This is a genomic window from Halorussus litoreus (assembly GCF_003382685.1).
In the GTDB taxonomy this organism is placed as follows: domain Archaea; phylum Halobacteriota; class Halobacteria; order Halobacteriales; family Haladaptataceae; genus Halorussus; species Halorussus litoreus.
The window spans coordinates 109,777-133,125 of the sequence record NZ_QLVG01000001.1 but is presented as its reverse complement, the minus strand read 5'-3'; the positions used below and the strand labels follow the sequence as shown (position 1 = coordinate 133,125).

Below are 23,349 nucleotides of genomic sequence, written 5' to 3'. Positions count from 1 at the left end.
CGGGCTGGTATCCCGAGACCACTACTTTCCGTCGCCACCGCGAGGCACAGTGGCGGGGTTGAAAACCGATAGATAGTGACGGATTTCAGAGAAGACGCGATAAGTTATACTCCTGCGGGAGCGTATTCAACGGCGAAGACTTATCAATTCTGTCCGACAGTTGGGGACATGGATGAACCCGAGCCTGCGCCGATGCGGGTCCTCCACGTCGAGGACGACCCCGACGTCGGTGAGCTCGTGGCCACGTATCTCGAACGGAACCACGACGCGCTGACCGTCGCCTACGAGTCGAGCGCGTCGGCGGCCCTCGACCGACTGGCCAACGAGACGGCCCCGGAGGTAGACTGCGTGGTCAGCGACTACGACATGGCGGGGATGGACGGCCTCGAGTTCCTCGAGACGGTGCGCCAGCGCGACCCCGACCTCCCCTTCATCCTGTTCACCGGTCGCGGCAGCGAGGAGATCGCCAGCGAGGCCATCTCCGTTGGCGTGACCGACTACCTCCAGAAGGAGGTCGGCACCGAGCAGTACGCCGTCCTCGCCAACCGGGTCGTGAACGCGGTCCGGAGCCGCCGCGACAGGCGCGCGCGCCGCGAGAGCGAGCAGCGCTACCGGACGTTCGTCGAGCGGAGCCACGACGCCATCTTCGTCCTCCGGGACGACCGGTTCGCGTCCGTGAACGACCAGTTCTGTCGACTCACGGGGTACGACCGTGAGGAACTCGTCGGACTGGCAGCGTGGGACGTGGTCCACCCCGACGACCGGGAGAAAGCCCAGCGCGTCTCGGCCCGCCGGAGGGCCGAGGACGGGGCCCCGAACCGGTACGAACTCCGCGTCCTGCGGGCCGACGGCGAGGTTCGGTACTGCGAGTTGAGCGCGGAAGCGATCACGCTCGACGGGGAGTACGCCGCCCTCGGCTTCGCCCGGGACCTGACCGAGCAGATGGAGTTCGAGCGGACGCTCGCGACGCTCCACGAGACGACCCGGGAGCTGATGCGCGCCGAGACCGAGCAGGAGATCTGCGACCTCGTGGTCGAAGCGGCAGGGTCGACGCTCGGGCTCTCGATCAGCGGCGTCTGGCTGTACGACGAGGAGGCCCACCGGCTCGAACCGGTGTCGTCCACCGAAGGGGCCTACGAGCTGTTCTCCGAGATCCCCACCTTCGAGCCGGGCGACAGCATCGCGTGGGCGGTCTTCGAGGAGGGCGAACCGCGCGTGTACGACGACGTCCCGGAAGCGCCGACCGTCCAGAACCCCGACACTGCGATCCGGAGCGAGATCCTCGTTCCCATCGGCGACCGGGGAATTTTGGTGTCGGGGTCGACCGATTCGGAGTCGTTCAGCGACGCCGACATCGAGTTCGCGGACGTGCTCGCGACGAACGCGGACGTCGCGCTCGAACGCACGTGCCGGGAGCTCGAACAGCGCCGGATGCGCCGGGACCTCCGCGAGCACAAGCGGGAGATCGAACAGCTCCACGACGTCGCGGCCGAGATGGAGCGGTGTACCTCGGTCGAGGCGGTCTGCGACCTGACGGTCGAGGCCGCCCAGCGCGTGCTCGACTTCGACTTCTGTCTCATCGACGTCGAGGAGGACGGCGTGCTCTCGGTGGCGAGCGCGTCGGGCGGCCTCCCGCCGCAGGCGACCGACTCGATGCCCGTCGAGGAGGGGCTGGCGGGCCGAACGTACCGGACCGGCGAGACCTTCCTCGTGGACGACATGGCGACGTACGACCCGGTCGAATCGCCAGGCCGGTTCCACGCCGCGCTGAGCGTCCCGCTCGGCGACCACGGCGTCTTTCAGGCCGTCGCCGAGGAGTCCGACTACTTCGACGACCGGGACGTCGACTGCGCGGAACTCCTGCTCTCGCACGCGACGGAGGCGCTCGGGCGCGTCCAGCGCGAAGCGATGCTCCAACAGAAGAACGAACGGCTGGAGGCGTTCGCCGACGTGGTTTCCCACGACCTGCGCAACCCGCTGAACGTCGCCCAGGGGAATCTCGACCTCGCTCTCGCCGAACTTCCGGCGGGCGACTCGACGGTGGATTATCCGGCAAGCGATTCGACGGGCGAATCGGAGGCCGGGGCGGGCGACGTCCGGGACCACTTGCAACGGTCCGCCCGGTCGCTCTCCCGGATGGAGACGATAATCGACGACGTGCTCGCGCTCGCGCGCGGCGGGGAACTGGTCGACGAGGTCGAGCCGGTCGAGGTCGCGGCCGTCGCGGAGCGCGCGTGGTGCACCGTGGCGACCGAGGAGGCGACGCTCGACCTCGACGCCACGGCTTCGGTCGAGGCGGCTCCCGACAGCCTCCAACGGCTGTTCGAGAACCTGTTCCGGAATGCGGTCGACCACGCTGGCCCGACCGCCACCGTCTCGGTCGAGGACGCGCCGTCGGGGTTCGCAGTCGAGGACGACGGGCCGGGGCTGCCGGTCCACGACGAGGAGACGCTGCTATCCTCGGACTACGCCGGACCCGACGGCGGGACGGGGTTCGGGCTCGCCATCGTCGACCGAATCGCGACCGGCCACGGCTGGTCGATTCGAGCCGCGGAGGGCGACGACGGCGGCGCACGCTTCGAGATCCGGATCGAATAGGCCATCGTGTCAAGAAGCTCGTGCCGAGGAGGCATGGAGCGCGCTCGTTCGGCCGACCCCCGCGCCGAAACCTGATTACAACTTTTCATTTCTAGACTATTGGTAAAATAATTCCTTGAAATATCATTTTCATATAAAAAGTTTCATTACAATCTCCGCCGAAAACTGAATCGTCATGTCCGAAGAGACGATCACCGACTACCTCGCACAGAATCCGCGAATGATGGGCGCGCTCTTCACGCTGCTGTTGCTCCTCACGCAAGCAGGCAACGGGGCAGCCGCGAACATGGGCACAGTCAGTGGCCCGTAATCGGCCACCGAATTAGGAATCTTCTGGCGACAAATCCTCGGGTGATACGTCGGCGCTCCAGCGGAGCGTCCCGTCGAGCTTCACCGGAACGTCCTCCAGCGTCAGGAACTCCGCGAGTTCCGCCCGCGAGAGGGTGAACGACCCCGCCGCGCCCGAACTCAGGTAGTACTCGTCGGCCTCCCCGAGGTACGGGATGATCATGCTCCCGAGCCCGCGCTGGTCGGTCGGATACGTCGACACGTCGATGCGGAACGCCTCGCCCTCCCGCTCGATCTCGCAGACGTTCGGCGTGCCGCTTTCTGCTTGTGCGATGGCGAGCCCGCCGTCACCGACCACGATGTACTGGCCGCCGACGATGCTCTCGTCGCGCGCGACGTCGAGGGCGGCCTGCAACGGGAACCCACGGTTGAGCAGCCGAGCCATCGCGCGACCGATCCGGACCGCGCCGGTGTTGATGACCTCGTCGAGCGTCACGACCCCGCCGATGCTCCCAGCCTCGACTAGCGCCATCCCCTGCTGGTACGACTGGCAGGCGTTGAGCAGGAACGCGTCGACCGACACCGTCTCCAGCGTGGTGGCGTCGAGTCGCCCGTCGGCGCACTCGAAGCCGTCGTCGTCGATGTGGCCGATGTAGTGGAGGAACTCCCGCTCGGAGTCCAGAATATCGCGCAACTCCGCGGTCGTCACGTCGCGCCGGAGCGACACGTCGAACGGCAGGTCGGCGCGCGCGCCGTAGCTCTCCTCGACCACGTCGCGCTCGGCGTCCATCCCCGCGTCGTTGCAGACGACCGTGATGTGGACGTCGCCCGCGACCGGCGTCCGGTCGAGTCGGTGCTCGAACGCCGCCGGAGTCGCCTTGCTCGCGCCGACCGGCATCCCATCGCCGATCCACGTCTGGCCGAGCGAGTCGGTCGTCTCCGGCTGGACGAACGAGTCGTTCGGGCTCCCGGTGGCAGAATCGGCGGGGGCGTTCGCACTCGCGTCCGCGCCCCCGGACGCCTCCGAGGCGCTCCGGGACGACTCCGAGCTGCTCCGGGTGAACTCCCCGGCACGCTCGCGCAGGAAGGTGTCGACCGCCGTCGCCTGCACCGACGACTCGGGGAGCGTCTCGGCGACCGGCGACCGGACGACCGAGAGGTCCTCGACGACGAACGGCAGGAGCTCGACGCTGTCGGGCGTCGGCGCGACGTGGGCGGTCCGTCGCCACTCGGGCACGTGGTCGTCGAGCACCGAGTACGGCACCGACAGGTAGGCTTCGAGCCGTTCGGCCAGCGAGGCGTCGTACAGCGCCTCGAAGTCGAGGTCGACCGCGGGCTCGATTGCGTGGCGCTCGTGGAGGTCGACCTCGTAGCGGCCCTCGGTCCGGGTCACGCAGTCGAGGAAGAACGCCTGCTTCAGCACGCGCTCGACCTCTGCCTCGAACCCGCGGGGCGACGCCAACGAGTGCTCGAAGCCTGCGTCGGTGACCAGTCGGGGCTCGTCCCCGGCGTCGGGGTCGACCGCGGGTTCGAGCCGCGCGCCGAGGTAGTACGCCAGCGGCGCGGCCGCGTAGATCGATCCGTACTCCGGGGGCAACTCGATGCGAACCCCGGTGTCGGGCGGCGCTACGCGGTCGGGAACGTGGAGTTCCTCGCCCAACTCGACGGTCGGCGGGTGGCCCCGGAGCGTGGGGTAGGATCGCTCCGCGCTGGTGGTCTTGAGCGCGGACCCGAACGTCGAGACGGCGGCCATCACGTCCGCCGGGTCCGAGGTCGTCGTGACCGTGGCGGCGGGCCGGTCGTGGTGCGAGCGCGCGCCGACCCGGATCTCCGTCGGGGACTCGAACGAGATCGTCATTCGGGTCGCGTCGGCGGTGACGGTGACCGCACTCTCCACCCGGAGGTAGCACTTCACCGGCGTGCAGAGTTCGATGCTGTACGCGTCCTCGGGGAACTCCTCGTAGGCGAAGTGTTCGGCCTCCGCGAGCATCTCGCCCGACGAGTCGCGGACGTACGTCGCGACGACGGTCGGGAGCGTGAGCGACTCGGCCGTGATCTCGACGGCGGCATCGACCGGGAGCCGGAACCGGTCGGGGTCGACCGGCGTGGGCGAGACGGCCGTCGGCGTCGAGAAGGAGTAGCGGTGGCGCGCTATCGGATCGACGACTCCGAGCCCGGACTCGTCGGCCAGCGACTCGAACGTCACCGCTCCCGGCTCGTCCTCGTCGGTTCGTTGCACGTTGCTAGCACCCCACGTCGTCATAGTGTCCGTTCCGAGTCGGCGGCGAGTCAAAAAAGCACCGACCGTTCACCGCCCGTTGTCGATGAACTAACTCGTGTGCGCCACTCATATCGGTATCCACCCCGACGACAGGCCGCTCTCTTCGAGTTCCCACCGCTGCTGGAGCCGACCGTCGCGCTTCTGGAGGTGGACGACCACGTCGAACAGCGGCGCGAACGTTCGGACCGTCGCGGTGTCGCGCGCGACCGGCAGGTGGAAATGCCCCATCCCGTCGACGCTCCGCACGCGCTCGGTCAGGAGGTCGAGGAACTGGAACACCTCCCGCTCGTCGTGCTCGGCCAGCAGCGGTCGGAGCGAGTCGAAGCAGAACCGGAGTTGTGCCGGGTCGAGCCCGCCGACCTCGGTTTCGAAGTCCGCGATTGCCTTCGAGACGGCGACCCCGAGGTCGCCGAGTTCCGAGGTGTCGACGCGAACCCGTTCCACGCCGTCTTCCGGCGAGTCTGCGGTAGCGTGCGTTCGGTCGGTGGTACCCAACAGGTCGTCCGCGCTCGCGACGGTCCCTCCCGTCTCGACGGCCGTCGACCGTGCTTCGGTCGTCCCGGAGACGAGCGTCGTGTGCTCGGACGGCGGGTTCGCGTCCGCGGGGAGCCCCGATTCGAGATGCGGCCCCTCGCCGGTGGCGACGAGGAGTCGGCGGCGGGGGCCGGCCGACTCCTCGCCCAGCATGCGCGTGCAGGCCGACCGGTACGTCTCGCTTCGGAGGTTCCCGACGACGAGGACGGCCGACCCCCGCTTCTTGAGGCTGGCGAGCCGCGAGGCGAACGCTCGCCCACTCTCGTCTCGCGACCCCGTCTCGCCAGCGGTCATTTACCGAACTACACTCACGGTTACCTAAATAAACGTTCCGGGTCGCTTAAGAGATTATATGTAATTTACTGCCAAAAGCGTCGCATTTTGGGATTTCGTATTAATTTTCGATAGAACTCTCATCCCCTCTGTTCGGTTCTTTCATTCGTCCTCGACGGTAACGCCGGTGATTTCGAACCGCGCACCGGCTGCCTCGCTCTCGACCACGCGGACGTCCCAGCCGTGCGAATCGGCGACGCGTTCGACGATGGAGAGCCCGAGTCCCGTTCCGGTTTCGGCAGCCGAGTATCCCATCTCGAACACCGCACCGCGCTCGTTCTCGGGGATGCCCGGCCCGTCGTCGGCGACGTAGAAGCCGTTCTCGTGGTCGCCGACCGTGACTCTCACGTCTTCCCCGCCGTGGTCTACTGCATTTCGAATCAGATTCTCGAGGAGCTGCTGGATCTGCCTGTCGTCGGCCTCGATGACCCGTCGGGTGTCGACGGCGAGCGTCGCGTCGGCCGTGTCGACGTTCCGCCAGCATCGTTCGACCGTGCTCGAGAGGTCGACCGACGCGGTCTCGGTCACGTGCGTGCCCTGCCGCGCGACGGCGAGCAGGTCCTCGATGAGTCCCGCCATGCGGTCGAGCGCGTGCGCGACGTCGTCGAGATGCGGGCTCGTACACTCCTCGGTCGCGAGTTGGAGGCGTCCCTGCGCGACGTTGAGCGGGTTTCGCAGGTCGTGAGAGACGATGCTCGTGAACTCGTCGAGGCGCTCGTTTCGCTGGCGGAGTTCGCGCTCGCTCTCCAGTTGGTCGAGCGCCCGCGCGGCGTGCGAGACCAGCAGTTCGGCGAGTTCGCGGTCGTCTTCGTCGAACGCCCCGACGTGCTCGCTGACGGTCTGGAAGACGCCGTGGTCGCCGATGGGGATACTGAGGGCCGCGCGATACGGCCCCTGCGGGTTCGCGACCTCGACCTCCTGAACGTCGTCGAAGCGGAACGACTCGCCGCTCCGGTACGTCTGACCGGCGATCCCCTCCTCGACCGACATCGGCGTGGCCCCGTCCGGCGGGAGGTTCTCCGAGATGGCCGCGATGGGAAGCATCCCGTCCTCTTCGAAGTTGATGACGCACAGGTCGAAGTCGAGGACGGTCTCGGCGGCGTCGATGGTCCGCTGGCACACCGCCTCGGGCGTCTCGAACGTCGGAATCTCGGTCGCGATGCTGTGGAGCGCTGCGAGCGCCTCCTCGTGGGCCTTCTGCTCGTGATTGTTCAACAGCCGGAGCACCTGATCGGCCAGTTCCCCGGCGAACCGTCGCTCGTCGTCGGTCCACTCCCGACGCTCGCCGACGTACTCGTGACAGACCACGCCGACGACCTCCCCACCCGAGCGGACGGTGGCATCGAGCAGCGAGTTGATGTCGAGCGGTTCGAGATAGCCGTCGCGGAGTTCGCCCGTTCGCGGGTCGTTCTGGGCGTCGCTGGCGTCGATGACCCGGTTGTTCGCGAGCGCGTCGAAGTACTCGGGGTACTCGTCGGCCGCCAGTTCGGCACCCGACTCGTGGCCGTCGGTCGAGCGCTCGTACAGGTCGACGTTGCGGAGGGTCGTCCGGTCGTTCTCGAACAGCCAGACGCCCACGCGGTCGGTGTCGAGCGTCTCGGCGGCCGCCTCGGTGATCGACCGCGCCCCGCGTTCGAGGTTGCCCGCCGTGATGTCGTCGTCGACCGAGAGGTCGATGATGGTCGCGCGCTGTCGCGTCTGTCGGGTTCGGGCGCGATACGACTCGGTCACGTCCCGGAAGACGATCACGACGCCCAGGATCTCCCCGTCCTCGCCCTCGATAGGCGACGCGCTGTCGGCGATGTATCGCTCGGAGCCGTCCTTCCGCACGAGTATGGTCCCGTTGGCGAGTCCGACGATCTCCCCGGATTCGAGCACCTTCCGCGCCGGACTCTCCTCGGGCTCGCGGGTGTCCTGATTCAGGATCTCGAACACCTCCGGGAGCGGCTGGCCGCGCGCCTCGTCGGCGTCCCACCCGGTGAGGTCCTCGGCGACCTCGTTCATCCGGGTGACCGCCCCGTCGACGTCGGTGGTGATGACCGCGTCGCCGATGGATTCGAGGACGCGCTGGAGGTTCCCCTCGCGCCGCTGGAGCTTCCGCTGGGTCCGGCTGTGTTTGACCTCCTGTTTGATGGCTTGAGCGAGCACGCCGTACTGTGGCGTCGGGTCGCCGCCCTTCCGGACGTACCGGTCCGCGCCGAGATTGAGGGCGTCGATGGCCACCTCCTTGCGTCCTCGCCCGGTGAACACGATGAACGGCACGTCGCTGTCGTACTCGTCGCGCACCGTTTCGAGAACGTTCAGGCCGTCCATCTCGGGCATCTGGTAGTCACAGACCACGACGTCGAAGTTGCGTGACTGCACCAGCGAGAGCCCCTCCTGCGGGGAGTCGGTGGTCTCGACAGCTATCCCGGGATTCTGGGTTTCGAGGAAGTCCTTCGTGAGGCTCAGCAGTTGTGGATCATCGTCGATATACAGCGTTTCGACGATGGGCGTGGTCCCCGAACCCCGGTTTTCTGTCATTTTTGCTGGTTTTACGTCGAACCATCAAAAGTATTGTTATAATTACACCATTTCGCGGCGCGAGGAGAACGGCCGTTACTGGCGGGCCGACCGAGCGGCCCGCAGTAATTCCACGAATCCCACATTTATTTCAAATCGTATTCATTATTTCTCGATAATATGGTTTATAACAGTAGCTACACGACCCTGTAGCCATGACGATGTCCTCCGCGAGGGACTGCCCGTCTTGGGCCACGGATGCTCGCCGACAGGATACCCTCGTTCGAGTCACGGTACCCACTGCTGTCCGCCGATCAGCGTCGACCCCCGGACCGACCGCCCCGACCGAACCGACTCGCGAATTCGACTGCGAGGACGACTCGTCCGCCGACGAACGTAGGCTGACCGCCACCGCCGAGCGCGCGGCGTCACGATGACGACGACCTCCGACCGTGACCCGGACCACCCCCTTCTGGCCGAGTCGAGAACCGTCCGGATACTCCACGTCGAGGACGACCCAGGGTTCGCCGAACTGGTAAAGACGTTCCTCGAACGCCGCCACGAGACGTTCGAGGTCCACGTCGAGACGGATTCCCGCGCTGCACTCGCAGCCATCACGGACGGCTCGACGACGTTCGACTGCGTGGTCAGCGACTACGACGTGCCGGATTTGAACGGACTGGAACTCCTCGCGGAGATCCGTTCGGAGAATCCCAACATGCCGTTCATCCTGTACACGGGGAAGGGCAGCGAGGAGATCGCGAGCGAAGCCATCAGCGCCGGCGTCACGGACTACCTGCAGAAAGGAGGCGGTACCGACCAGTATCACGTCCTCGCGAACCGGATCCAGAACGTGGTCGGGCACTACTGGGCGAAACGGGACGCGAACTGCGCTCTGAAAGCGATAGAGACCGCACCGGACGGCGTCAGCATCCTCGACGAAGCGGGCCACATCCAGTACCTCAACTCCGCGTACGCCGACCTGCTCGGGTACGAGCGCGAGGAACTCGTGGGCGCTCACTGGGAGACGTTCTACGCCGACGAGGATATCGACGAGGTTTACGACGCGTTGCTCCCCCAAGCCCGGAAGGACCGGTGGCGAGGCCGGACGTCGTTCGTTCGGAAGGGCGGGAGTTCTATCGCGCTCGACCACACGGTAACTGCCACCGACGACGGGTCGCTGATCTGTACGCTCTCGCCTCCGGACGACAGCGCGGAGCTGTCGCGGGAACTGTCGACCAGAGAGCGAGCGATGGACGAAGCGCCGATAGGCATCGTTCTCACTGACCCGAACGCGGACGACAATCCCATCGTGTACGCGAACGACAAGTTCGTCGACATCACGGGCTACGAGCGGTCGGCCGTCGTCGGACGGAACTGCCGACTCCTCCAGGGGGAGAACACGAGCGAGGAGGCGGTCCGGGAACTGCGGACGGCAGTCGACGAACGGGAGCCGGCGACGGTCGAACTGCGGAACTACCGCGCGGACGGGACGGAGTTCTGGAACCGCGTCCGCATCGCCCCGATATTCGACGAAGACGGCGGCGTCGAGTTCTTCGTCGGCTTCCAGGACGACGTGACCGAGCGACACGCGTATCAGGAGCGGTTGCGCGCGAACACGGCCCGGCTCGAAGCCCTGTTCGACCACTCCCCGGACATGCTGCTGACCCACGACGCCGACGGGAGGATCCGTGACATCAACAGACGCATCTGCGAGGAACTGGGGTACTCGGAGTCCGAGCTCCTCGGAAACGCCGTCTGGGACATCGACGTGACCGTCGACCCGGAGTCGGCTCGGTCGTTCTGGGCGGACCTCCCGACCAACGCGCCGCGGCGATTCGAAGGCGAATTCGAACGCGAGGACGGGAGTACCTTCCCCGTGGAGATCCACCTCATCCGCGTCGACCTGGACGGCATCGAGCGATTCGTCGCGATGGCGCGCGACGTCAGCGATCAGAAGACAAGAGAGCGGGAACTGATCCGACAGAACGAGCGGCTCGACCGATTCACGAGCGTCGTGAGCCACGACCTCAGAAACCCGCTACAGGTCGCACAGGGCCGACTCGACCTCCTCTCCGAGGAGTGCGACAGCGAACACGCCGCCGCCATAGAGGGCGCGCTCGACCGCATGGACGCTCTCATCGAGGACCTGCTCACCCTCGCTCAGGACGGGACGAGTGCGATGGAGCTCGAACGCGTGGACCTCGGGGAGCTGGCCCGGAGCTGCTGGACGACCGTCGACACTGCGGCGGCGACGCTCGTCGTGGACCCCGAGGGAACCGTCGAGGGGGACCGCGAACTCCTCCAGCAGCTGTTCGAGAACCTCTTCCGTAACGCCGTCGAGCACGTCGGCGCGGACGTAACGGTCACGGTCGGCGCGACCGCGTCCGGATTCTTCGTCGCCGACGACGGCCCCGGCATCCCGGTCGACGAGCGCGAAGCCGTGTTCGAGGTCGGACACTCCACGTCCTCGAATGGAACTGGGCTCGGTCTGAACATCGTCGAACAGGTCGTGGAGGCTCACGGCGGTCGAGTCGAAGTCATCGAGAGCGAGTCCGGCGGAGCCCGATTCGAGGTGTCCGGATTGGGCGGATGAGTGTGACGGGCCAGTCAGCTCGCAGTGCTTCCAACCGAACCTAACTACGTCGTCGTAAAGACGAGGCCGTCCGCTCAGATACGCGAAGTAGAGAACGACGAGGGACGGCTTCGAGGCCGGCGTGGAGACCACCGAGCGGTCGCCGGTCCGGAACCTCGTCGAGCGCGAACTCGCCGGTCGCCTCGCCGACGCGGTCGACCACGCGGCGGAGCATCGGCTCGCCCCCGAGCTGGGCGAGCGCCTTGTCGCAGTCGCCGAACCGCGTCGAGAACGCCGCCATCGCGATCAAAATGGCGAACACGAGCGGCATGAGAACGGTGGTCAGCCGTTCGATGCCTTCGCGCACCCCGATCGAGAGGACAGCACCGACGACGGCGAGCGAGACGGCGAACGAGCGAACGGTGCGTACGTCACGGTGAACCCCTCCAACGAGATGGGCGTGCCGGCTATCGCCGAGACGAGGAACGCGGTATCCAGCCCGTGATGGCGGGATAATAGCTGAGAACGAGGAAGACCACCGCCACGAGGAACCAGCCCAGAATCGGGAGATCGGGTCGGACGCCTCGGAACGCTGCCGGCTCAGTCTTGGGCCGGCGCGCTCTCCTCGACCGCGCCGTACTTGTCCTCGAACTCCTGGATGAGCTGGCCCATCTTGGCGTACCAGTCGTTGAGCATCCGCTGCATGTCGTTGGCCGCCTTCTCGGGGTCGGTCGGCCGGTAGACGTGGTAGTAGCCGCCCTGGTCGTAGTTCACCTGCTCTTTCTGGATGAAGCCCGCCTGAAGCAGTCGCTGGACCGACCGGTAGGCGGTCGAGCGCTCACGGTCGACGCGCTCGGCGAGTTCGTCGATCGTCAGCGGTTCTTCGTTCTCGACGAGCGATTTGAAACACTCCCTGTCGAGCTGCTTGAGTCCGTGGAAACACTCCAACAGTCCTTCGCACTCCATGTCCTGCTGGAGGTACTCGGCCATCGAGTTGCTCATGTCTACGTGTAGCGGTCGCGGTGCCAAAAGGGTTGTGTGATACGTACAATTCTGGCCACGGAAATCCCGCCTCCGGAGCCAGTGACAGATACGAGGGGAAGTTGCGCGTACAAGACTACTGGACGGCGACGGCTTCCAACTGCTGGACGTCGAGCCACTCCTCGGCGTCGAGCGCGGCCATACTCCCCGTCCCGGCGGCGGTGATCGCCTGCCGATAGCGGGGGTCCATCACGTCGCCCGCCGCGAACACGCCGTCGACGGTCGTCGCCGTGTCGTCGCGAGTCTCGACGTGGCCGTCCGCGTCGAGTTCGACGGGCGTCTCCCGGAGGAACGCCGTGTTCGGGACGTGACCGACGGCGTAAAACACGCCGCCCGCCTCGACGTCCTCGACTTCGAGGTCCGCAGCTTCGGCGTCTTCGACCTCGGCGTTCTCTCCGTCCTCGCCCGCCCCGTCTTCGTCGTCGTACTTCCCGTCGTCGCACTTCTCGTACTTCTCGGCCGGATAGCCGTCCGGATGGGAGACGAGTTTCGCGCCGGTGAGGCCCTCCTCCTGGGAACCGTGAAGCTCGACCAGCTCCGAGTTCCAGCGGATCTCGACGTCCTCGTGGTCGAGCGCGCGCTGGGCCAGGATCTCCGAGGCCCGCAGTTCGTCGCGGCGGTGGACGACCGTGACCGACTCGGCGAAGCGCGCGAGGAACAGCGCCTCCTCCATCGCGGAATCGCCGCCGCCGACCACGAGCACGTCGTCACCCCGGTGGAACGCGCCGTCGCACGTCGCGCAGGTCGAGAGGCCGTAGCCCATCAGCTCGTCCTCGTTCTCCGCGCCGACCCAGCGCGCGCTCGCCCCGGTCGCGACCACGAGCGCCCGCGTGCGTATCGTCTCGCCGTTCGACAGCGAGAGTTCGAAGGGCCGGTCGTCGAGGGCGGCCGACTCGATGGTCGCGCGACGGAACTCCGCGCCGAACTGCTCGGCCTGTTCGCGGCCGCGCTGGACGAGTTCCATGCCGCCGACTCCCTCGGGGAAGCCAAGGTAGTTCTCGACGTCGGTGGTGAGCGTGAGCTGGCCGCCCGGCTCGTCGCCTTCGAGGACGACCGGGTCGAGGTCGCCCCGCGCCGCGTACACCGCGGCCGAGAGTCCGGCCACGCCCGAGCCCGCGATCACCAGTTCCCGCGCGGTGTCGGTCGTCTCGGTCGTACTGTTCCCGGTCGTCTCGGTCGTATTTCCGGTCATCCTGTTCGTGTTCCCAGTCACTTACTCTGCGTACTCCGCTATCGTCGCTTCGAGCTGTTCCTCGCTCTGGAGTCCGACCATCCGGTCGACGAGTTCGCCGTCGGCGAACAGGACGAGCGTCGGGACGCCCTGCACGCCGAAGTCGGTCGCGAGACCCTGGTTCGTGTCGACGTCGACCTTCGCGACGGCGGCGTCGGTCTCGGCGGCGAGGGTCTCGACGACGGGCTCCAGCATCTGGCACGGCCCACACCAGTCGGCGTAGAAGTCGGTGAGGACCACGTCGTGGTCCGCCACCACGTCGTCGAGGTCCGCTCGTCCGTCGACGTGGACGGGTTCGGTCGGCGTCTTCGCGTCGGTGTCGGATGCGGTATCGGCTGTCATCACTCCCACGTAGTGCTCACGGGAAGTTAAGGGTTTTGGGTAGAACGTACAATACTATCCAATGCTACGGTTCGGTGGGGCGCTCGACGTGTCCGAGGGGGCGAGCAGTTCGGGGCTCTCAGGTCCCGACGGCCGGTCGGTCACCGGACCGGTCGCTCGGTGAGACTGTCGACCCGAACAGTCCGTCACGGTAGCCGAAAGAAGCCGCGCAACTTCGGTCGGTTCCGGCTCCGTCTTCGGCGGAGCGGGGTCAGTCGGCGGTGCTGGTCGCGGGAGCGGGTTCGGTCCGGAGCGCCTTCACGGAACTCAGGACGACCGCACCGGCCACCAGCGCCGCGGCACCGATGATGACGACCAGCGACACCGTCTGGAGGACAGGAATGTCACTGAACTCGCCTATCTTCCGAATGGCGACGGCGACCGCACCGAGCAGGAGCATCACGCCGAAGTACACCTTGATCTCGTCTTCGTCCACGAGACTGGTCGCCGCGGCACCCAGACGCGCGCCGCCCGCGCTCCCGGCGAGCAGCGGCACGACTATCGACAGGTCGACCGCGCCGTCCATGGCGTACAGGAAGCTCCCGATCCCGCCCGAGAACACGATCTCGAACAGGTCGGTCCCGACCGCGATGGGAACCGGCACCCCGATGAGGTAGAACAGCGCCGGCATCCGGATGAAGCCGCCGCCGACGCCGAGGAACCCGGACAGCAGGCCGGTCGCGAACGCGACCAGCAGGATCATCCACAGCGATACGCTGACGCCCCCGCGGATGGTGATCATCGGGGGGAGGCTGTACGACTGGATCGTCTTGGCGATGTCGGGGATGTCGTCGGCGTCGGGGTCGGCATCCGCGTTGTGGCTGATGCCGCCACCGCCGTCGCCTTTGACTGCGGTGTAGGTGATGAACACGCCGATGCCGCCCAGGAGCGCGACGTAGATGACGCTGACCACGGTGTCGGCCAGCCCCATCGCCTGTAGCCTGTGGAGGCCCATCTTCCCGACCTCGATACCGGCGGTCGTTCCGGCGATCATGAGCACGCCGAGCTTGTAGTCGATCTGCCCGAGGTCGCGGTGTTTCAGGGTCGCGATCACCGAGGTGGCGAAGACGAACGCCAACCCCGACGCGACCGCGACGTCGGTCTCGTAGCCCATCACCATCAGCGCGGGCGTGACGAGGAACGACCCACCCATGCCGAAGAAGCCGAAAAGGAGGCCGATCAGCACCCCGAATCCGGCGAACAGCAGGAGCAACGTCCCGGACACCCCGAGTAGTTCGATCACTGTTCACCCCGTAGCGCGTCGACCAGCGTCGGGCCGAGTACCCACTCGAGAAGCCCGTACCCAACGTACAGGAGGATCGCTTCGAGCAGGACGATGCCGATGACCTGTAGTGCGTCGACGATGGCAGTCGGGTCTTCAATCCCGAACATCGTTCGACACCTCGTTCGATATTGTATGATTCATGGATTTCTGCTCACGTCCGGGTAATCCGCTGTCGCATTTAACGGTTGTGACTCGACTATACAATATTACTGCAACGGATTACACGCCTAACCGACGCGAATATCTCTGTACGTTACGAGAATATAGGGCAGTTCGCCGGCCGACCGAAACGGTCGAAAATCGAGGGCCATCTGCCTCGCACGCGAGCAGCGCGGCGACGACCACCGGGTCGGCAGCGACGGCGGTGGAGGCCGCGACCGGGTTCGCTCGCGACCGCATTGCCGACGAATCCGGGCCACCAGTGTTGTCAGTTATCTACAATTCTGACTGCCGGAAAACAGAGCCGTCGTGCAGATCCGCTCGTCCACCGACCACACCCGTCGAGCGAGAGGAGCCACCGGCCGGGCGTCGAGACGGTGAGTCCAGCGTTCGCGGCCGAACGGCGGCGCGCCGGACAGCGTCAGAGCAAGGGAAACAGCGCCACCGACCCGTACCCCAGCACGAACGCGACGACGAACGAACCGACCCACGCGCCGACGGTCACGCCGATCTTCCGGGCGCTGACGGCGTCGCTCCCGCCGACGGCGGCTCCGCTCCCGATGATCGCGCTAACGACGATCTCGTTGAACGAGACCGGCACGCCGAGCAGGACGGCCAGCTGAGCGATGAGAAACGACGGCACGAGCGCCGCGATGGACCGACGCGGACCCAGCGCCGAGTAGTCCTGTGCGAGCGACTTGATCATCCGGGGCGCGCCGGTCCACGACCCCGCGAGGATGCCGAGCCCGCCACCGGTGAGCACGGCGATCACCGGCACGAGCTCCAGGTCCGCCAGAAGCGGGAGGAGCGGGCCGACGGCGAGTCCGACCTGACTCCCGCCCGCGGAGAACGCGACGAGCGACCCCAGCGAGAGGAGCACTCGTCGCAGTCCACCCGTCTCGTCACGGCGGACGTCCCACGAGACGAGGACCGCAATCGCGACCGCGAGAACCACGGACACGAGCAGCGAGACCGCCGCTCCGTCGGTACCGAGCGTCCGCTGGCTCAGTTCGACGAACGATCCCGACGTTCCGTTCGGCCCGAGGGACGCGAACTCGACGTTCGCGAGGACCGCCACGACGGTCCCGGCCAGGAGCGGAACGCTGTATCGCTCCGGAACGTCCTCGCGCGGCAGGACGCTCGCGATACCGTACGCGAGGCCGCCGCCGACGAACGGGGTCAGCGCCCAGACGGCGCCGATCTGCAGGTACTTCGACCAGACGGGCGTGCCGCCGAGCGCGAGCCCTACGCCGACGACCGAACCGGTGACGGTGAACGCCGTGGCTATCGGATAGCCGGTCTTGATTCCGATGGCCATCAGGCCGGCACCGATCAGCAACACGACGATGACGGCGGCTGCGGGGAGCCTCACCCCGCCGACGAGGCCCCCGCCAATCGTCTCGGAGACGTTCGCGCCCTGGACGACCGCGCCCGCGAAGCCCAGGATGCCCACGACGAACGCCGCGCGCATCGTCGAGATGGCGTTGGCGCCCACGGCGGGCGCGAACGGCGTCGCGCCGCTGGAGCCGGCTCCGATGACCCACGACATGAACAGACTCGCGAGCCCGGCGATCAGGAACAGACCGATAGCTGAGGGTTGCATCGATGGGAAAGCGTGAAAACGGAGGTCAGTCAGCGCTCGTCGCTTCGGGAGCGTCGTTCGCCGCGCGACTCCGCCACCAGCCCTGGAGGTACGCGCCGAGGAACATCCCGCCGATGGCCCAGAGGATAGTGACGTTACCGATGCCGAGGCTGGCGTAGGCCGCGCCGGGACAGATACCCGAGAGCCCCCAGCCGACCCCGAAGATCGCGCCGCCGATCAGGACGTTGCGGTCGAACGACTTGAGCCGCCGACCGTACGCGTCGCCGGTCAGCGGCGCGCTGTCGCGCACCCGAGGCATAACCGCGAAGGCGATCCCGCTGACAGCGGCCGCGCCGAACATGACGAACAGCAGTCCGAAGTCCTCGAACTGGAGGAAGTCCAGCACGACCTCCGGGCGAGCCATCCCGCTGAACCCGAGCCCGAACCCGAAGATCAGCCCGCCGAACAGGATCAGCGGCATGAACAGGGGATGTCGATTCCGACTCATCTACGGGCTCACCCCCAGTGCCGCGACGATCTGGGCGGTCACGATGGCGACGGTCAGGAACGTCGCGACGCCGACGAGCGAGGTCTTCGAAGCCGAGCCGACGCCGCAGACGCCGTGGCCGGACGTACACCCCTTCCCGAGCCGGGTGCCGATCCCGACCAGAACGCCGCCAACCAACAGCCGCCAGGGCTGGACGTCCGTCGACCAGAGCGTCAGACCGCCGACTTCGTACAGTTCGCCGGTCGTCCCGGTCTCGTAGAGCGACGTCGTGACGAGCCCGGACTGGACGGTCGCCGCGAACGCCAGTCCGCCGAGCACGATCCCCAGCGTGAACACCACGCGCCAGTCCCGGGAGGAGACGTACCGCTGGAACCGCGACTGGTCCGAGACGTACGACAGCGTCGATTCGAGGAACGTGCTCGCGCCGGCAGGAATGGCGGTTCCGAGATAGATGACGACCGCGCCGAGGCCGACCAGCAGTCCGCCGACGGCGTAGCGACTGATCCCGTTCGGGAACAGCTCGCCGGCCACCTGGAGCGCAATTAGATCAGTTACCATTGGGTGGAGCGACGTTAGTCACCCGCGAGCGACTCCTGGCTCGCGGCGCAGTTGTTCGGGCCGAGTTCGAGCGTGAACGCCTCCTCGTCGTCGACCGACTGCTGGCCGAGGTTCGTCGCGATGATGTCCTCGTAGTTGGCGGGTCGCGGGGGCATGTCCGAGAGGATCAGCTCGACGAACTCGTCTTCGTCCATCGTCAGCGCGGCCATCTCCTCGCGGAGCTGGCCGATAGGAGCCGTGTAGGTGCCGTCGGCGGCGGGGACGGCGGCGTCGCTGAAGTGCGCCCCGCCGACCAGCGTGTCGTCGGGGAGCGTCAGCACGCGCTCCTGCAGGGACTGGTAGAGCGTCCGAGCCGCGTCGGGGGCCCCGTCGTCGCCCTCTTCGAGGTCGGGCCGGGCAACGCTCTCGACGAACAGCCCGTCGCCGGTCGCGAGCAGGCTGTCGTCGATCAGATACGAGGTCATGCCGGTGGTGTGGCCGGGCGTGAACACCGTCTCGATGGTGGCGTCACCGACCGAGAAGGTGTCGCCGTCGGCCGCGAGCGTCGCCTCGTCGGCGTCCTGCCGAGCCTGCGAGGCAGGGCTCGCGGAACTTCGTTCCGCGGCGTAGGTGACGCCCCGGTCGACCGCCGCCTCGGGGATCACGCCCTCGACGCCGCGGTCGGCGAGCGCGCGGACGCCCGAGACGTGGTCTGCGTGAACGTGCGTGTCGATGGCGTATTTCAGCTCGACGCCGAGGTCGTCGGCGTCGTCGAGGTACCGGTCGGTGAACGCCCGCAGCGGGTCGACGATGGCGGCCTCGTCGTCGTCGTGGACGAGGTAGCCCAGACAGCCGCTGGAGGGCCGCTGGTACTGGAGCAGGGTCCCCGCGCCGTCGTAGCGCTCGACCTCGACGGCCTCGTAGATGCCCGCCCATCCGTTCATGCCGTCTTCGAGGTGGTTCACCTCGTAGCCGCGCTCGGCGAGTTCGCCCGCGACGTACTCGCTGGATCCACCCTTCGCGCACAGGACGGTGACCTCGCGGTCGTCGGGGACCTGTGCGAGGACCTCGTCGTCGATCTCGTCGTCGAGGAACTCGAAGTACGGGACGTTGATCGACTCGACGGTCTCGCCGTCGATGCGCCACTCCTCGTACTCCGATTCCATGCGCGTGTCGAGGAGCGTCACGGCTTCGCCGGCGTCGATTCGTGCTTTCAGATCCTCCGGCGTCACCGTCTCGACCGGGACGTCCGGAGTCGCGAAGTCGTCTGCGTTCATCGTGTGCATCCCGACCTACTGGCTGGCTCGCCATAAGGGTTTGCATAGTAATTCGAGGATTGCACAATACAGAATCGGACACCATTCACGCTGAGAACTGCGCCGCTGCCAGATTATCGGCCCCTAAGAGGTATATAACCGATTTAACGCGTTCGCGTGACTAATATAGGTTGGTGAAGACGGACCAGACGGAAGGTGTGTGGGATCGCAGTTGTTCGCGGCCTATGCAAGAACCGGCACGTTTTTAACTGCCGACCCTATATTGTGCAATAGCTCCAATACAGAACAACGGGGCAGATCGAACATGAGTGCAGAATTCGACATCACGGAGACCTTGGACGTGCAGGGAGAATCGTGCCCGATGCCAGTCGTCAAGACGAAGAACGCCATCGACGATCTCGGCGACGGTGACGTGCTCGAAGTGCTGGCGACGGACTCGGGGAGCATGAGCGACATCGACGGCTGGGCGGCCAGCACGGGCGGCGTCGAACTTCTCGATCAGGTCGAGGGTGGCGACGTGTACAAGCACTACGTCCGCAAGACGGAGTGACGATGAGTACGGACACACCGGACGCGTCGGTCGACGACGCGCCCTCCGACGCGGCCGACGGCGATGCGCCCTCGCGCGCGGAACTCGCTGCCCGCGTCGAGGAGCTGGAAGCACAGGTGGCGGCGGCCACGACGGACGAGGGCGACGACGGCAAGAAGATGTCGATCATCGCGACGAAGGGGACCCTCGACATGGCGTACCCGCCGCTCATCCTCGCGAGCACCGCCGCCGCGTTCGGCTACGAGGTGACGGTGTTCCACACGTTCTGGGGGCTGGACATCCTCCACGAGGAGCGCTCGACGGACCTCAAGCTCAGCTCGGTCGGCAACCCCAACATGCCGGTGCCGAACGCCGTGGGAGCGCTCCCCGGGATGGACCGCGTGACGACCTCAATGATGGAGAAGAAGATCGCCGACAACGACACCGCCACCATCGAGGAGCTCATCGAGACCTCCCTCGAGATGGGCGTGGAGTTCCAGGCGTGCCAGATGACCATCGAGCTGATGGACTACGACGAGGACGACTTCTTCGACGGCGTCACGACCGGCGTCGGCGCGGCCACCGCGGTCCAGGACATGGCCGAGGCCGACATCCAACTGCTCGTGTAGAGACGACTCGACGTTTTCACCCCGTTTCGCCGGTCGCCACGAGAATCGGGACGGTTGAACAGTTCGCGCAGTTTCGACGCTGGTAGTACAACAGCCCGGCGAAGACGACGACGCTCACGACGCCGAGGAGCGGTCGGAGCGAGAGGAGGATGCCGCCCAGTCGCAGGGGGTTCCCGTCGAATGGGAGCGCGACCATCGCGCCGACGAAGCCGAGCGCGCCGAGGACGCCCGCACCGCAACTGGCACAGCCGCGGCGAGCAACCCCGGAACGACGCCCGCGAGGAGCGCCCGCCGGCGCGTAATCGTGTCCTCTTCGTCCATGGATATCCAATCGTATACGACATCGAACGAAGGGTTTTCGGTCGCACGGCTCCCGAAATTCGGTCGTCGGTCCGCCACCGTCGACGAGGTAGTCGTCTGCACGTCGTCGGTGAACCGGTCACAACAGTTTTACCGACAGGCGGAATAATATTGTCCACAATGAGCAATACGGCACAGGATCGACCCGCGATCAGTCCCGACGAAGTCGCCGCGCGGCGCGACGACGAGGACCTGTTCGTCCTCGACGTCCGCAACGAGGACGACTACGAGGAGTGGCACGTGGCGGGGAGCCACAACGTCCCAATCTACGACCAGTTGCTCGACGACGACTTCACCGGCCTCGAAGCGTCGCTCGACGAGATTCCCGACGAAAAAGAGATCGTCGTCGTGTGCGTCGCCGGTATCACGTCGGTCGCGGCTGCCGAGTTCCTCCGCGAGCGGGGCTACGACGCCACGTCGATGGACGACGGCATGAACGGCTGGGGTCGCGTCCACGTCGCGTACGAGGTCGACGAGGTCGATGGCGTGGTCCAGGTCGTCCGGCCCGGAACGGGCTGCGTCTCGTATCTCGTCCACGACGGCGGTGAGGGCGTCGTCGTCGACCCCAGCCTGTACCTCGACGAGTACCGCCAGTTCGCCGCGGAGCGCGACGTCGAACTCGTCGGCGCGGTCGACACGCACGCCCACGCCGACCACGTCAGCGGCGGTCGCTCCCTGGCGGCCGATCTGGACGGTCCGTACTACCTCACCCCGACCGACGCGGGCGCGCTCGACGACTACGAGCCGCTCGAAGACGGCGATGAGATCGCGGTCGGCGACCGCGATCTGAAAGTCCGTCACACGCCGGGGCACACGCCCGGAAGCGTCTCGCTGGAGTGGGGCGACGCCCTGCTCTCGGGCGACACGCTGTTCATCGACAGCGTCGGGCGGCCCGACCTCGAGGGCAGTGACGAGACCGACGTGCGCGAGGCGGCCGACGAACTGTTCGACAGCCTCGCCGACCTCCGCGACCTCCCCGACGAGACCGTCGTCCTCCCGGGTCACTTCTCCGACGAGGAGATCCGGCCGCTCGCGACCTCGCTCGGGGACCTGGAGGAGACGAACGAACTGTTCGGCACCGACGACCGCGAGGCGTTCGTCGACGCCATCGTCGAGGGCCTCTCGGACGAACCCGCGAACTACAATCAGATCAAGGCCATCAACTGGGGGCGGGAACCGCTGACCGAGGAGGTCGCGGACCTCGAACTCGGCCCCAACAACTGCGCGGCGAACTGATCCCTCGATTCTGACACCAACTGCGCGGCGAACTGACCCCTCGGTTTCGGAAGTTGCGCTCCCGGAGATTAGTCCGCGTCGCCGAGCCGTCCGCCCAGCACCTTCGCCGCAGTCAGGACGGGGTCCCAGACGGGACTGAACGGCGGCGCGTACGCCAGATCGAGGTTCTGGAGTTCCCCCACGGTGAGTTCTGCGCCGAGCGCCGTGGCCACGGTGTCGATTCGCTTGGCACCCTCCCGGCCCACCACGCTCGCGCCCAGCACTCGCTCCGACTGGCGGTCCGCGACGAGGTGGACGGTCAGCTCCTCGGAGCCGGGGTAGTAGCCGGCCCGCGACTCGTCGGTGATGGTGACCGAGACGGGGTCGAACCCGGCCTCGCGGGCGGCCGACTCGTCGACGATTCCGGTGCGGGCCGCGCCGAGTTCGAACGCTTTGACGATGGCCGTCCCGGCGGTGGGGCCGACCTCGGTCGGCTCGCCCGCGACGGTCTGGCCGATGGCCCGCCCCGCGCGGTTGGCCGTGAGCGCGAGCGGGACGTGGTCGGGTTCGCCGGTGACGACGTTGGTCGCCTCCGCGCAGTCACCCGCCGCGTACACGTCCGGCGCGCTCGTCCGGCCGTACTCGTCGGTGGCGACGGCGCCGGTCGGGCCGAGATCGATGCCCGCGTCGGCCGCCAGCTCGACGTTCGGTTCGACGCCGACGCCGACGATGGCGACGTCTGCGGGCACCTGCTCGTCGCCGAGAGCGACCGCCTCGATGCGGTCGCCTTCCGCCGATCCTTCGCTCTCCCCTCCTCCGACGAATCCCTCGACCGCGGTCTCCAGCCTGAGGTCGACGCCCTGTTCGCGAAGGTGGGCTTCGACTTCCGCTCCGACGACGTCTCCGAACGGCTGGAGCACGTGGGGCAGCATCTCGAAGAGCGAGACCGACAGCCCGCGGGCCGACAGCGCCTCGGCCATCTCGACGCCGACGTAGCCGCCGCCCACGACTGCCGCGGTCTCGGGGTCGTGGCGGTCGAGGAACCGGTCGATGGCGTCGGCCTCGTCCATGTCGTGGATGGTGAACACGCCGTCGAGACCCATCCCGTCGAACGGCGGCCGGATGGCGCTCGCACCGGTCGCGATCAGGAGATGGTCGTAGGGCTGCTCGACGCGTTCGTCGTCGGCCGACGCCGTGACGGTCTTCGCGTCGGTATCGACGGCGACGACTTCGTGCTGGGTACGGAGGTCGACGTCGCGCTCCTGGACGAACTCCTCGGGCGTCAGGGACACGAGGTCGTCGAGTTCCTCGACGTCTCCCTTCACGTAGTAGGGCATCCCGCAGGCCGCGTACGACACCCAGTCGCCCTTCTCGAAGACGACGACGTCGAGTTCCGGGTGCTCGCGCTTGGCCTTGCTCGCAGCGCTCATTCCGGCCGCGTCCCCACCGACGATGACGAACGTCTCTCCCATACGTACACAGAACCCTCGGACGCCAAAAAGTA

At 66.9% G+C, this 23,349-nt stretch carries 21 protein-coding genes; 7 read left to right on the top strand and 14 right to left on the bottom strand.

What is annotated here, in order from left to right:
* The first annotated feature begins 168 nt into the window (after positions 1–168).
* Entirely contained in the window at positions 169–2,598 is a 2,430-nt protein-coding gene (locus DPQ64_RS09455; protein WP_115864106.1) for a GAF domain-containing protein, read from the top strand.
* Between the two features lie 175 nt (positions 2,599–2,773).
* Positions 2,774–2,908 carry a DUF7503 family protein gene (locus tag DPQ64_RS19775; protein WP_269814478.1) on the top strand — a complete coding sequence of 45 codons (135 nt, stop codon included), beginning with the start codon at positions 2,774–2,776 and terminating at the stop codon, positions 2,906–2,908.
* A gap of 12 nt (positions 2,909–2,920) precedes the next feature.
* On the opposite strand, the gene DPQ64_RS09450 is transcribed toward DPQ64_RS19775, so the two are convergent.
* From DPQ64_RS09450 to DPQ64_RS09440, 3 genes are all read right to left on the bottom strand, one after another.
* Positions 2,921–5,125, bottom strand: coding sequence for a hypothetical protein (locus tag DPQ64_RS09450; RefSeq protein WP_232820534.1), 2,205 nt, complete (start codon positions 5,123–5,125; stop codon positions 2,921–2,923).
* Between the two features lie 108 nt (positions 5,126–5,233).
* Entirely contained in the window at positions 5,234–5,995 is a 762-nt protein-coding gene (locus DPQ64_RS09445) for a DUF7504 family protein (RefSeq protein ID WP_115864104.1), read from the bottom strand.
* Positions 5,996–6,136: 141 nt separating this feature from the next.
* Positions 6,137–8,557 (bottom strand): GAF domain-containing protein, encoded by a 2,421-nt coding sequence (locus DPQ64_RS09440; RefSeq protein ID WP_115864103.1) that lies wholly within the window; start codon positions 8,555–8,557, stop codon positions 6,137–6,139.
* A gap of 412 nt (positions 8,558–8,969) precedes the next feature.
* Between DPQ64_RS09440 and DPQ64_RS09435 the strand changes: the two genes are divergently transcribed.
* Together DPQ64_RS09435 and DPQ64_RS19965 are read left to right on the top strand one after the other, a co-directional pair.
* On the top strand, positions 8,970–11,132 hold the full coding sequence (locus DPQ64_RS09435) for a PAS domain S-box protein (RefSeq protein WP_115864102.1): 2,163 nt from the start codon (positions 8,970–8,972) through the stop codon (positions 11,130–11,132).
* Positions 11,133–11,253: 121 nt separating this feature from the next.
* Positions 11,254–11,616 carry a hypothetical protein gene (locus tag DPQ64_RS19965; protein WP_157971654.1) on the top strand — a complete coding sequence of 121 codons (363 nt, stop codon included), beginning with the start codon at positions 11,254–11,256 and terminating at the stop codon, positions 11,614–11,616.
* 95 nt (positions 11,617–11,711) lie between these two features.
* Here the strand turns inward: DPQ64_RS19965 and DPQ64_RS09425 are convergent, their stop codons facing one another.
* The 9 genes from DPQ64_RS09425 to DPQ64_RS09390 form a co-directional block, all read right to left on the bottom strand.
* Positions 11,712–12,113: a helix-turn-helix domain-containing protein gene (locus tag DPQ64_RS09425; protein WP_115864101.1), complete on the bottom strand. Its 402-nt coding sequence runs from the start codon at positions 12,111–12,113 to the stop codon at positions 11,712–11,714.
* Positions 12,114–12,228: 115 nt separating this feature from the next.
* Positions 12,229–13,344 (bottom strand): NAD(P)/FAD-dependent oxidoreductase, encoded by a 1,116-nt coding sequence (locus DPQ64_RS09420; protein ID WP_115864100.1) that lies wholly within the window; start codon positions 13,342–13,344, stop codon positions 12,229–12,231.
* 21 nt (positions 13,345–13,365) lie between these two features.
* A complete protein-coding gene (gene trxA / locus DPQ64_RS09415) occupies positions 13,366–13,725 on the bottom strand; it encodes a thioredoxin (protein ID WP_115864099.1) in 360 nt (119 codons plus the stop codon).
* A gap of 250 nt (positions 13,726–13,975) precedes the next feature.
* Positions 13,976–15,004 carry a sulfite exporter TauE/SafE family protein gene (locus DPQ64_RS09410; protein WP_115864149.1) on the bottom strand — a complete coding sequence of 343 codons (1,029 nt, stop codon included), beginning with the start codon at positions 15,002–15,004 and terminating at the stop codon, positions 13,976–13,978.
* On the bottom strand, positions 15,004–15,156 hold the full coding sequence (locus DPQ64_RS19215; protein WP_198662074.1) for a DUF7512 family protein: 153 nt from the start codon (positions 15,154–15,156) through the stop codon (positions 15,004–15,006). The genes DPQ64_RS09410 and DPQ64_RS19215 overlap by 1 nt, the downstream gene beginning before the upstream one ends.
* 473 nt (positions 15,157–15,629) lie before the next feature.
* Positions 15,630–16,811 carry an inorganic phosphate transporter gene (locus DPQ64_RS09405; RefSeq protein WP_115864098.1) on the bottom strand — a complete coding sequence of 394 codons (1,182 nt, stop codon included), beginning with the start codon at positions 16,809–16,811 and terminating at the stop codon, positions 15,630–15,632.
* Between the two features lie 25 nt (positions 16,812–16,836).
* Complete coding sequence (locus DPQ64_RS09400; RefSeq protein WP_115864097.1) at positions 16,837–17,298, bottom strand: YeeE/YedE family protein; 462 nt, start codon at positions 17,296–17,298, stop codon at positions 16,837–16,839.
* Entirely contained in the window at positions 17,299–17,856 is a 558-nt protein-coding gene (locus tag DPQ64_RS09395; RefSeq protein ID WP_115864096.1) for a YeeE/YedE family protein, read from the bottom strand.
* Between the two features lie 14 nt (positions 17,857–17,870).
* Positions 17,871–19,112 (bottom strand): MBL fold metallo-hydrolase, encoded by a 1,242-nt coding sequence (locus DPQ64_RS09390; RefSeq protein WP_115864148.1) that lies wholly within the window; start codon positions 19,110–19,112, stop codon positions 17,871–17,873.
* Between the two features lie 304 nt (positions 19,113–19,416).
* Between DPQ64_RS09390 and DPQ64_RS09385 the strand changes: the two genes are divergently transcribed.
* Positions 19,417–19,662 (top strand): sulfurtransferase TusA family protein, encoded by a 246-nt coding sequence (locus tag DPQ64_RS09385; protein WP_115864095.1) that lies wholly within the window; start codon positions 19,417–19,419, stop codon positions 19,660–19,662.
* A 2-nt stretch (positions 19,663–19,664) separates the two neighbouring features.
* Positions 19,665–20,270 (top strand): DsrE/DsrF/DrsH-like family protein, encoded by a 606-nt coding sequence (locus tag DPQ64_RS09380; RefSeq protein ID WP_115864094.1) that lies wholly within the window; start codon positions 19,665–19,667, stop codon positions 20,268–20,270.
* A gap of 16 nt (positions 20,271–20,286) precedes the next feature.
* On the opposite strand, the gene DPQ64_RS19210 is transcribed toward DPQ64_RS09380, so the two are convergent.
* Complete coding sequence (locus tag DPQ64_RS19210) at positions 20,287–20,466, bottom strand: hypothetical protein (RefSeq protein ID WP_198662076.1); 180 nt, start codon at positions 20,464–20,466, stop codon at positions 20,287–20,289.
* 284 nt (positions 20,467–20,750) lie between these two features.
* Here DPQ64_RS19210 and DPQ64_RS09375 point away from each other — a divergent pair, with 284 nt between their 5' ends.
* Positions 20,751–21,866 (top strand): MBL fold metallo-hydrolase, encoded by a 1,116-nt coding sequence (locus DPQ64_RS09375; protein ID WP_115864093.1) that lies wholly within the window; start codon positions 20,751–20,753, stop codon positions 21,864–21,866.
* 68 nt (positions 21,867–21,934) lie between these two features.
* Here the strand turns inward: DPQ64_RS09375 and DPQ64_RS09370 are convergent, their stop codons facing one another.
* Positions 21,935–23,317 carry an FAD-dependent oxidoreductase gene (locus DPQ64_RS09370; protein WP_115864092.1) on the bottom strand — a complete coding sequence of 461 codons (1,383 nt, stop codon included), beginning with the start codon at positions 23,315–23,317 and terminating at the stop codon, positions 21,935–21,937.
* Between the last annotated feature and the right edge of the window lie 32 nt (positions 23,318–23,349).